This is a genomic window from Paenibacillus sp. sg306046, assembly GCF_059821225.1.
In genome coordinates this window covers 1-11,538 of sequence record NZ_JCAMRT010000013.1, presented here as the reverse complement: position 1 = coordinate 11,538, position 11,538 = coordinate 1, and the positions used below count along the sequence as shown (strand labels likewise).

The window sequence follows — 11,538 nt, the reverse complement described above, 5'->3', positions numbered from 1 at the left end:
GTGGTTGCGGACGGTTTCTGGTACACTAGAAGAAGGGACGTGCATACGTCCTTAATTTTGGTTTTCATAGCTTGGAGGAATTAAACATGACGCTGCGTGATATTCGCAAATCACATATAGAGCTGCTGGCCCCTGCAGGCGACTGGGACTGTCTGCGGGCGGCGGTGGCGAACGGGGCCGACGCCATATTTTTCGGCGTAGAGAAGTTTAATGCGCGTGCGCGCGCCCATAATTTTCATACGGACGAGCTGCCGGATATTATGTCCTTTCTGCACCGTTACGGAGTCAAGGGGTATTTGACTTTTAATATCCTCGTCTTCGAGGAGGAGCTGGACGGGGCGAAGGAGCTGATCGAAGCCTGTATCGACGCGGGGGTGGATGCGGTCATTGTGCAGGATCTCGGTCTGGTGCGGATGATCCGGGAAATTTCGCCGGACTTCCCGATTCACGGCTCGACGCAGATGACGATCACCTCGCCGGAGGCGGTTGAATTTACGAAGCCGTTTGATCTGGAGGTTGTCGTGCTGGGGCGCGAGAACAATCTCAAGCAGATCAGGCAGATCGGGGAGCAGGCCAAGCTGCCGATGGAGGTATTTGTCCATGGGGCGCTCTGTGTGTCGTATTCCGGCCAATGTCTGACCTCTGAAATGTGGGGCGGCCGGTCGGCCAACCGGGGCGAGTGCGCCCAGGCGTGCCGACTGCCGTACGACCTGATCGTGGACGGCGAGCAGAAGCCGATGGGCGATGTCGCTTATTTGCTGTCGCCCAAGGATTTGGCGGCGATCGAGCTGATCCCGGAGCTGATTGAGGCGGGCGTGAAGTCGTTCAAAATTGAAGGCCGGTTGAAAAGTCCGGAATATGTAGCCAATGTCGTCAGCAAATACCGCCGCGCGATTGACCGCTACTTTGATGGAGAAAACCCGCTGCCGACGAAGGAGGAGCTGCGTGAGCTGGAGCAAAGCTTCTCCCGCGGCTTTACGCACGGCTTCCTCAAGGGAACCAACAACAAGCAGCTTGTTGAAGGCACGTATCCGAAAAGCCGCGGGGTGTATCTCGGCCGCGTAAAGCAGCTGCTGCGCGACGGGGTTGCCTGTGAGCTGGAAGCGCCGCTCAAGCGCGGCGACGGCATTGTGTTTGACGCGGGCGACCCGACGAAGAAGGAGGAGGGCGGACGTGTGTACGATTTGCGCCGCCACGGCGTAAAGCTTGAGGGCGAGGCGCCAGGCGGCCTGATTGAAATCGTACCGGGCCGCAGCGATGTCGATCTGAAGCGGGTCCGGGTCGGCGACCGCATCTGGAAAACAAATGATCCGCACCTCGACAAGCGGCTCCGCCAGACGTATGAGACGGACAAGCCTTACCGTACGTTTCCGGTGCGGGTGAAGGTGACGGGAGCGGCCGGACAGCCGCTGCGCAGCATCTGGACAGATGCAGGCAGCGGAGCGGCCGTGACGGTGGAGTCCGAGCTGCCGCTTGTGCCGGCGGAGAAGCGTCCGATGGACGCCGCGTTGTTCGAGGAGCAGTTCGGCCGTCTCGGCGGCACCGTATTTGAGCTGGAAGCCGTCGAGGTTCACCTGAACGGCGAGCTGATCGTGCCGATGCGCGAGCTGAATCAGATGCGCCGCCAGGCGGCCGAGCTGCTGCTGGCGGAACGCGAGCGGCCGCGCGCTTATGTGAAGCGTCCGGTCGAGACGTACGGCGATGCCGCCGGGCTGCTGCCGGTGTCGGCTGCGCCGCAAGGAGGACAGCCGCGCTCTGCGCTGACTGTGCTGTGCCGCAGCCTGGAGCAGGTGGAAGCGGCCGTGACGACCGATGTCGAGCTGATCTATGCCGACTTCGAGTTTATCAAGCAGTTCCCGGCAGCCGTCGAGGCATGCCGCCGCGCAGGCAAGCGGATTGCCCTGGCGACGCCGCGTATTCATATGCCGGGTGAAACCGGCTATTTCAGAAACATTCTCAAGCTCGGGCCGGACGCTGTGCTTGTCCGCAATACCGGTGCGGTGTACTGGTTTATGCGTTATTTGGCTGAGCATCCGGAAGAACCGCAGCCGGAGCTGATCGGGGACTTCTCGCTGAATGTGGCGAATCATAAAGCGGTAGCGCTGTTCACGGATGCGGGCTTGTCCCGCGTGACGCCGTCCTACGATCTGAACATCCAGCAGATGGTCGACTTGCTGCGGCGCTCGGACACCTCCAGGCTGGAGGTTGTCATCCATCAGCATATGCCGATGTTCCATACCGAGCATTGCGTCTACTGTACGTTTATGAGCCCTGGCACCGACTTTACGAACTGCGGCCGTCCATGCGAGGAGCAGCGGGCATCGCTGCGCGACCGGGTAGGCTTCTCCCATCCGGTGCGGGTGGATGAGGGCTGCCGCAATACGGTATACAATGCGATTGACCAGTCCGGCGCCGAATACTTGACAAACTTTATGGAGCTGGGCGTTAATCGGTACCGCGTCGAATTTCTCGAAGAAACCCCGGACAAGGTGCTCGAAGTGATTTCGCTTTACGATCGTGCGCTGCGCGGCCAAGTAAGCGGCACCCATGTGTGGAAGACGTTGAAATCGACCAACCAGCTTGGCGTCACACGCGGACAGCTGGTGAAGTAACCTGCCGTGCAGGCGTGATGGCATAACAGGGCAGTCCGACGGTTCAGTTGCGTTGCTTTGCCCCGGCAGACGAAGGCAAGAGGCCGAATTTTTTGCTTGCCCCACATGAGGAAAACCTCCCGATTCACAGCGATGGCTGTGCAGCGGGAGGTTTTTTGGCGCAGGACGAATATCGTCCGTCATGGCTAACGCTTGTGAGGGACTAACGGTACAGCCAGCCGGAAGCGGCCGCCCATGATGGGGCTGCGGGAGCGGGTCTCCCGCCCTTGTTAGGCGAGCGGCGGCAGCGGCCACAGCGGGCAAGACGTTCGCCTAATCGCCGCCTCCGCCGCAGCTGCTGCAGGAGGAGCCGGAGGAGCAGCTGGACGATGAGCCTTCGCCGGAAGCTCCCGAGTCTCCTGAATTTCCGGAGTCGCCGGAGTCGCTGCCGGAATGGCCGCTGTCGTCATACGGGGCATGGCGGTGATCGTCTGTCCCGTCGGGAAAGCTGTATGGGCCGCTGAAGGAGGAGCTGGAGCCGTACAGATGCTCTTCTTCCTCCTCGTCGATGTGTTGGCCCATCAGCTCGTCGAAATTCGCCTGCTCCGATACAGAGTAAAACATCAAGGCGCCAGCGATGTAGGGCATATGGTCGGTGGAGTCGGCGGCAGGCTTCTCCGCCCCGTAGGTCGCGCCAGCCGCCGCGGCCCTGGCTTGCTCCTTCGCCCGCTTCACCAGCCAATCGACGGTTCCGCGAAGCTCGTCGAATTTGTCCGCCGCCGCTTTGTTGAACTTCGCTGCCGCCAGCTCGCCGGGCGTCTGCTCCCGCAGCTCGGCCAGCAAAGCCGGACTGAGCGGATGGCGGAAAAACGGTCCCCAGATCCGGGCCGAATAAGGGGTCGGCACAAACAGCTGCGCGTACACCCAGTCGAACCAGGCCCGGCCGCCGGGATCGGGCGCCGCCGCTCCGGTATGCGGAGCGTGATGTATGGTTGATCCGACAAAATCATGCCCGAGACGATTGTATTCGCGTGTAAACATCAGCATCTCATGCCACAGATCGTCTACAGCTGTGCTGAACATCGGCACATCGCGCAGGACGGCCGTCATGAGGAAATACCGTTTCAGCTCAAGAAATGTCCAGTTAAATTCAGCATCGCTCATGGCGGGCTGTCTGGCTTGCAGGCGCGCCTTGAGTTGCGTGACATAAGCGGCGTCCAGCGCACGTTCCAGCCTGTCGGCGGAAGGATGCAGCGGGGCATCCGGCTGCAAGCCCAGCGACTCGGGCAGCGGCGTGTCCGCATAAGCGCGCGGCGCAGCGCGTCCCGGCTCCGGCCTCGGCTTTGTCCGGGCCGGCTCGTAGCGCCCGCTATGCCGTCCGGGTTGGCGCGCAGCTTTGCGTCTGCCGAGCAGCACAACTACAAGGACGGCAGCTGCCACGAACGGACTGTACATAAGCAGTGTTGTGAACATGCGATGTAATCTCCTCTCTCACCCAACCGAATAGGTTGTGACCTGCCTTCAGCTCGCCTAAACGGCTTATAGTTATAGTACCACAAGAGAAGCCAAGCAAGCATTCGGTGCATTGGTTTTCTTGACATGAGCTTGTTCACAATTTAGACACATGAAATTAAGCCTGCTTTCAGGTTGGGTTAAGCTGGGATTATTGTTTGCTGGCTATAGTGTGTGTGGCGGTTAAACGGCTGCAAAGTTGGATATGGCTGTAGCAAGGCTATGTGGAACGATAGGGGGTTTCGATGTGCTTGAGGTTAAACAGGTAAGCAAGCTCTATGAGAACCAGAGGGGCGTTCACAACATTGATTTTGCGATGACACGCGGGGAGATTGTCGGATTCCTCGGCCCCAATGGCGCAGGCAAAACGACGACGATGCGGATGATCACCGGTTACTTGAACCCGACGCGCGGGTCCATTGCGATTGACGGTCTGCCGATGGCGGATCATCCGAAGAAGGCGCGGCAGAAGATCGGTTATTTGCCGGAAACGCCGCCGCTGTACCCGGAGATGTCGATCACCTCGTATTTGCGGTTTATCGCGGACTTGCGGGATATTCCGGCGCGTCAGCAGAAGTCGCGGATCGGCGAAGTGATTGAGCGGCTCGGCTTGCAGGGCAGGGAGCGGCAAATTATACGCAGCTTGTCCAAAGGCTACAAGCAGCGCATTGGGCTGGCGCAGGCCATTCTTCATAATCCCGACCTGCTGGTGCTGGATGAGCCGACCTCGGGTCTGGACCCTAAGCAAATTATTGAAATTCGTCAGCTGATCCGCGAGCTGGGCGAAAATCATACGGTGCTGCTCAGCACCCATATATTGCCGGAGATCAATGCCCTCTGCAACCGGGTGCTGATCCTGCATCAGGGGCGGATCGTGCTGGACGGTCAGCCGGATCAGTTGGCGGGCTCGCTGAACGATACGTTTGAGGTAGCGCTGGAGATCAAGGGCGAGCGCGAGACGGTGCTGGCCGCGCTGCGCGGCACGCCGGGCGTGACAGAGGTGCGCGAGGTGGGGCCGGAGCCGAAAACAGAAACGGTGCAGCCGAGCGGCGTGGGCAAGTCCGATGACGGCATGGCCTACGAGGAGAAGTCGGACGCGAACTCCGCGGACGAAACCGGGCCGTCTCTGTCAGCAGGTCTGTCCGTTAGTCCGTCCGACGCCATATCAGGCTCAGTCGATCGTAGCGAGCAGGAAGCGTCTGCTGCGGCATCAGGCGGGGGGACGGTCAAGGTTGTTGTTGCTTCAGCGGAACGGCAAGATATTCGCGAGGCGCTGTTTTACCAATTGGCCGAGAAGCGGCTGCCGATTTTGTCGATGAAGAAGGAGAGCTTGAGCCTGGAGGATATTTTCCTGAAGCTGACAACCGACGAGCAGCTGGAGAGTGGAGCGGATGGCTCCCCGGTGTCTGTTGAGGATACGGCTTCGGAAGCCGAACCGGAACGTGGAGGTGAGCCTCGTGCGTAGAATGATGGCGATAGCGCGCAAGGAGCTGCAGATGTACTTTTACTCGCCGATTGCGTATGCGGCGTTTGCGTTTTTTTTCGTAATTGCCGGGTATTTTTTCAGCGCCAATTTCCTGTACCCGCCGTATGTGGTGGATGTCCGGCCGGTGTTCGGCAACATCACGTTTATTTTTCTGTTTATTGTTCCGCTGCTGACGATGCGGCTTGTCTCCGACGAGCTGCGCCAGGGAACGGATGAGCTGCTGCTGACCTCGCCGGTCAGTATAACGGAGATTGTCCTCGGCAAGTATGCGTCGGCGCTGGCCGTGCTGCTGCTGCTGGTCGCCGGCAGCCTGCTGTATCCGTTGATCCTGAGCGCATACGGCCCGCTGGATCAGCCGGTGCTGTGGCTGTCCTATCTCGGTATGTTTCTGGTTGGAGCGGCGATGATGGCTGTCGGACTATTCGCGTCCTCGCTGTCCGCTCATCAGATGGTGTCGGGCATCGCTTCGTTTGCCCTGCTGCTGGTGTTTTGGACGGTTGAATGGCTTGGCGATACGATTGGCGGCAAGGTGAAGGAGTTCCTCGGCTTGTTTTCATTGGTGAGCCGGGCGGCCGATTTCCAGAAGGGCGTGCTTGATTTCGCCGACGTGCTGTTTTACATCACATTCGTTCTCGTGTTTCTGCTCCTGAGCATACAGGTGCTGGAGCGCAAGCGCTGGAGATAACAGGCGCACCGGGCTGCTACCAGTCCCGTCAGCGCCGCAGGAGAAAGGGGAAGGTGCAAGGTGAACAAATGGATTCGCGGAACCAATGCGACCGTGCTGTCGCTGGCGGTAATCGGCATCTTTATTGTGCTGACGATTTTCCTGAATTCGGCTAAGGGACTGCAGGTCGATCTGACCGAGAACAATAAATTTACGCTGTCCGACCAGACAAAGCAGACGCTGGCCGGCTTGAGCCAGGACGTCAAGCTGATCTCGCTGACCACCTCGGAGACAAACCCGTACATGAAGCGCGAGGTCGTCGAGCTGGCGCAGGAATACAAGAAGCGCTCGGGCAGCATTACGTTTGAGGAAGTCGATGCGCTGCAAAATCCGGCGGTAGCCAAACAATACGAGGTCAGCCCGGCCGGGACGCTGATCGTCGAGAGCGGCGCGCAGAAGAAGACGCTGAATTTTTACGACATGTTTTTGCCCAGCCAGCAAAACCCGAACGGCTACAGCTTCGCCGGGGAAGAAAAGCTGACCCAGGCGCTCGTCAATCTCAATGTGAAGGAGAAGCGCAAGCTGTACTTCCTCTCCGGGCATAATGAAATTCCGCTGGCTGAGATGGGGCTTTGGCGCACCGGGCTGGAGGAAGCGGGTTACGAGGTGAAGGAGCTGAACCTGCTGCGCGACGGCAGCATTCCGGCTGACGCCGAGGTGCTGGCGATTATCGGGCCGGAATCCGACTTGAGCGACAAGGAGGCGGAACTGGTCAACACCTTTTTAGCGGGCAAAGGCAAGCTGTATCTGGCGCTGGGCTTCAATCCGGGCATGGCGACCGCCTGGAAAAACCTAGACGCGCTAATGACGGCCTACGGCATTCAGGATCAGCATGCTGTGGCCATTGAGCCGAAGCAGAGCGCGATGAACAGTCCGCTGAGCATCGTGCCGGAATACAACGGGCATGAAATTACGCGGAAGCTGGAGGAATACAACCTGCTGACGGTGATGACGCTCGCGGTCAGCCTGAATGCGGATCAGGCCAATGCCGACTATCCGGCTACGCCGATTTTGAAGACGACCTCCGCCGCCTACGGCGAAAAGGACCTCCAGACGTTGGCCGGGCAAGGCTCGACCCGGAAGGATGCGGCTGACGTGGCGGGACCGCTTAACCTCGGTTACGTGGTGGAGAGCAAGGACAGCAAGCCCAAGGCGGTTGTGCTGGGCGGCTCGACCTTCCTCGTCGATCAATACATCCAGCTGCAAGGGAATCGCGACTTTGCGCTGAACAGCATCGGCTGGCTGCAGGAGCAGTCGGATCAGGTGACGATTCGTCCGCGGGAGGGCGACAACTTGTCCACGGCGCTTGTCACCAATGAGCAGGCCAATTTTATTTTCCTTGGCACCGTTATTTTGTTCCCGCTGCTGTTTCTGCTCATTGGCGGCGTGATTTGGTGGAGGAGGAGAGCGGGATGAAGCGGCTGCTTCCGACCTTAGTGCTGGTTATGCTGTGCGCGGGCGGCTTCTGGTACGCGTCAAGTCAGGATTTCTTCCGGGAGAAGACGCCGGAATCGCCGACGCTGGTCGCCGGCAAGCAAGAGGAAGTAACCGGCTTTACGATCGGCGCGAGCGGCTCAGCTGTCGCTTTGGAGCGTCAGGGCGCGGGCTGGGCGATGGTTCAGCCGTCGTCGCTGCCGCTTGATGCTTACGCCCCCGGCGTATGGGTAGATACGTTTCTTTCGCTCAAGCGGGACAAGGTCGTGGCGGAAGCGGCAACCGACCTCGCGCAATACGGCTTGGCCGAGCCCAAGCAGCGCTTCAGCGTCAAGCTGACGGGCGGCAGCGAGCAGACCCTGGAGGTCGGTGACGCCACGCCGGTCGGCGGTTCTTCGTATGCGACGCTGGGCGGCTCAGCTGCCGTCTTCCAGCTGGCAGATGCGACACTGAATGAGCTGGCGAAGCAGCCGATCGACTTTATGGAGAAGTCGGCTGTGCAGGTGGAGCGGGAGCAGGTGCGCGCCTTGACGGTGGACTGGCAGGGAACGAGCTGGACACTGACCAAGACGGAGCCGGACAAAGCCTCGTTCGAAGCAAAGTGGAAGCTGGGCGACCGCGAGCTTGCGGGCACGGACGCAACCGGCTTTATGGATCGCGCCGCATCTCTGGTGACGGAGCAGCTCGTCAGGAAAGCGGTCGAAGTGCCGGGGCTGGCCCAGCCGGAGCTGCGGCTGACGCTCAAGACGGCCGACAGCAGCGGAGCCGCAGCCGACACCGTTTATACCGGCAAGGTGGAGGGCGAGCTGGTATGGCTTGCCCGCACAGGCGGCGAGTGGGCGTATGCCGTCCCCGCGGGAGCGGTGCAGGCGCTGGCTGATCAAGGAAAGCCGCAGCCGGCAGCGGCCGATACTTCGCCGGAGGCGCCGTCCCCGGCGACTCAAGGGGATGCGGGGACGGGCGGTTCGGGCGCAGGCACGCCATAGCGCGTTGGCTGCTTAACAGGCAGGGCACCGCTGCGCGACCGGGCGGGCTTCACCCATCCGGTGAGGGTGGATGAGGGCTGCCGCAATAGGTCGTCAAGGCGTCGTTAAGGCGAGCCCAAGACCCCGTTGCTTGCCAGCAGGCGCTTCGGGATGTAATGCAGGCATTCAGGAAGCTTCGGGCTATTAGTTCAGGAATGGCAGCGAAAACCTTCGTATTCCGCGCTATAATCGGTGGATACGGAGGTTTTTTGCGTTTTTTCGGAGAAATTTGCAAGTCTGTGCTTTAAATCACTGTTGCAGCGCGCAGATTTTGTCGATAACTAAACGTATGGTTAACTTTGTAAAAAGTAATTGCATTGCTAGTACAAAGGAACTATAATTTTTCTCAACCGATCGGCTTTTTGTAAAAATGTGTCGAAAATCACATTTTGCAAACAGGTTTACAAGGGGGGCGGACTGTTCAGATTCATACACATGAAATCCTGTCGATCGCATTACTGCTGGCAACAACCTGAATTTAATCCAAGAAGATTGGCGAGGTGCTGAAGGTGAAGTGGTTTTTGAATCTAAAAACAGCCGTAAAGTTAATTGTTGCGTTTGTAGGAGTCGCGCTCGTATTGGCTTTTGTCGGCGTGTATGCGCTGACACAGATGAGCGAAATGAAGGACAGTATGGATGAACTGTACAGCAACAATCTGATTTCGGTCCGGGAGCTGTCCGCCGCGCAAGCTGCTTATGAGAGTATGCGGATCGTCATTCGCGACGCGCACATCGCGCAAAATGAGAGCGACAGGGAGCAAACGTTATCAGCAATTGCCGGTCTCAAGCAAGGAATTAACAAAACCATCGACGGTTACCGCAATACCCCGCTTACACCGCCCGAGGCAGCCGAGCTGAAGCAATTGGACGCGGAATGGGCTGCTTACCAGAAATTGTTCGACCAGGCGGTAACGCTTGTCCGCAAGGCCGATCAGACGGAATTTCTGTTGTTCCTGCGGAAGGACCTGATGGAGCAAGGAAACCGGGTCAAGAGCAGCCTGAAAACCTTGACTGATATGAACGTCCAGCTCGCCGAGCGCAAAAACGATTCGAATGCACAGTCCTATTCGAACGATCGCAACATGCTGGTAGCCGTTATTACCGCAGCGTTTATCCTTAGCGTTGTCGTCGGATATGTGATTTCGCAAACCATCGCTCGTCCGCTCGGACAGATGGTCGCAGTTGTCAGTCAAATCGCCGACGGGGATCTGCGGAACAAGATCGACCGGGATTCGAAGGATGAAGTGGGTCAGCTTGCGATGTCTATTAACCGGATGGTCGACAGTTTGCGCAGCTTGCTCAGCGGAATCTCCTCTTCCTCGCAGAGCTTGGCGGCGGCGGCGCAGCAAATTTCCGCGACAACCGAAGAGGTTGCCGGGGGCAGCGCTACGCAAGCAAGGTCGGCGCAGGCGATTGCGGAGCTGTTTACGGAGCTGTCGTCTGCAATCAACTTTGTAGCGAAAAGCGCTGAGCAGGCAGCCGAGCTGACGGGCAACACGGTGCAGACGGCGGGCGAGGGCTTGAGCATTGTCGAAGGCTCCATTCAGGGCATGGACAGTGTGAGCCGCTCCATCTCCGCGCTGGAGAAGGATTCCTTGAAAATCGGAGAAATTATCGAGGTTATCGACGACATTGCCGATCAAACGAACCTGTTGGCGCTGAACGCCGCAATCGAAGCGGCCAGAGCCGGGGATCAGGGACGCGGGTTTGCCGTCGTCGCGGATGAGGTACGCAAGCTGGCTGAGCGCAGCGGCTCCGCAACCAAAGAAATTACGTCGATTATCAAAGCGATGCAGGAAAATACAAAGCGCAGCGTCGAAGCGGTATCGTCGAGTGTTTCACAGTCCGTGCAGACGGGTGAAGCGTTTAACCGGATTGTATCCATGGTCAACGCGTCGTCCAGCAAAGTGAATGAAATTGCGGCGGCTTGCGAGGAAGAAGCGGCCCAAGCCTCCGAGGTCATGACTTCCGTTGAGCAAGTGGCCGCCTCCAGCGAGGAATCGGCAGCGGCTTCGGAAGAAACAGCAGCTACTTGCCAGACGCTGGCTTCCTTAGCCGAGGAGCTGAATGTGGCGGTTGCTGTGTTTAAGATCAATTAACCCGGAGGCGAGGCTATGTCGGATTACAGGCAGCAGCAATATATTGAGCTGACCGTAGCTGAAGAATCGTATGCGATCCAGATCTGCGTCGTGCAGGAAATTATTCGTATGCAGGCTATTACCGGGCTGCCCGGCAGCGGGCCGCTGATTCAAGGGGTGATTGAGCTGAGGGGAGAGGTTATTCCTGTTATGAGCCTCCGACGGTTATTCGGTCTCCCTGAAGCAGCGGTCACCAAGGATACGCGGATCGTTGTCGTGACCTGTGACGACGCCTTGACCGGAATCATCGCTGACCGGGTAAACAAAGTTATCGTCTACGATAGCATCCAGACACCGCCGGAAGGCGCGGGCAGCCTGGGAGCCGGGTACTTGGCAGGCATTGGCTTGCGGGAAGGCGCAATGGCCGGTATTTTGAACGTTCAGCAGTTGGGTTTGAAGTGATGATCCCGAACCAGGATAAGCCTTGACGGTCATCGTCAGGGCTTTTTGTGATCGTGATGCTTCGAGGTACAGGAATGAATGGGAGACGTGCGTGGAATGATGCAGGTAGAGTAAACTATTTTTGTTAGACATGGAAAATAGGAGTTTATACCTGTTTCAATTTAAGGTTTATTGGGTATATGGTGTAAAACGAATTTCGAGATGTCGTACAATATCTGTTGTACGA

The 11,538-nt window shown here is 58.4% G+C and carries 8 protein-coding genes; 7 read left to right on the top strand and 1 reads right to left on the bottom strand.

The window, feature by feature from the left end; translation table 11 throughout:
- The first annotated feature begins 86 nt into the window (after positions 1–86).
- Positions 87–2,612 (top strand): U32 family peptidase, encoded by a 2,526-nt coding sequence (locus tag AC6ROY_RS14500; RefSeq protein WP_500101269.1) that lies wholly within the window; start codon positions 87–89, stop codon positions 2,610–2,612.
- A gap of 312 nt (positions 2,613–2,924) precedes the next feature.
- On the opposite strand, the gene AC6ROY_RS14495 is transcribed toward AC6ROY_RS14500, so the two are convergent.
- Complete coding sequence (locus AC6ROY_RS14495) at positions 2,925–4,064, bottom strand: UCP032817 domain-containing protein (protein WP_500101267.1); 1,140 nt, start codon at positions 4,062–4,064, stop codon at positions 2,925–2,927.
- A 286-nt stretch (positions 4,065–4,350) separates the two neighbouring features.
- Here AC6ROY_RS14495 and AC6ROY_RS14490 point away from each other — a divergent pair, with 286 nt between their 5' ends.
- The 6 genes from AC6ROY_RS14490 to AC6ROY_RS14465 all read left to right on the top strand — a co-directional run bounded on the left by AC6ROY_RS14490 (position 4,351) and on the right by AC6ROY_RS14465 (position 11,312).
- Entirely contained in the window at positions 4,351–5,568 is a 1,218-nt protein-coding gene (locus AC6ROY_RS14490; RefSeq protein WP_500101265.1) for an ABC transporter ATP-binding protein, read from the top strand.
- Positions 5,561–6,274: an ABC transporter permease subunit gene (locus AC6ROY_RS14485; RefSeq protein ID WP_500101264.1), complete on the top strand. Its 714-nt coding sequence runs from the start codon at positions 5,561–5,563 to the stop codon at positions 6,272–6,274. Before AC6ROY_RS14490 ends, AC6ROY_RS14485 begins: the two co-directional genes overlap by 8 nt.
- A 60-nt stretch (positions 6,275–6,334) precedes the next feature.
- Positions 6,335–7,729 carry a GldG family protein gene (locus AC6ROY_RS14480; protein ID WP_500101263.1) on the top strand — a complete coding sequence of 465 codons (1,395 nt, stop codon included), beginning with the start codon at positions 6,335–6,337 and terminating at the stop codon, positions 7,727–7,729.
- A complete protein-coding gene (locus AC6ROY_RS14475) occupies positions 7,726–8,733 on the top strand; it encodes a DUF4340 domain-containing protein (protein ID WP_500101262.1) in 1,008 nt (335 codons plus the stop codon). Before AC6ROY_RS14480 ends, AC6ROY_RS14475 begins: the two co-directional genes overlap by 4 nt.
- Positions 8,734–9,293: 560 nt before the next feature.
- Positions 9,294–10,871 (top strand): methyl-accepting chemotaxis protein, encoded by a 1,578-nt coding sequence (locus AC6ROY_RS14470; RefSeq protein WP_500101260.1) that lies wholly within the window; start codon positions 9,294–9,296, stop codon positions 10,869–10,871.
- Positions 10,872–10,886: 15 nt separating this feature from the next.
- Positions 10,887–11,312, top strand: coding sequence for a chemotaxis protein CheW (locus tag AC6ROY_RS14465; RefSeq protein WP_500101259.1), 426 nt, complete (start codon positions 10,887–10,889; stop codon positions 11,310–11,312).
- Positions 11,313–11,538 lie beyond the last annotated feature (226 nt).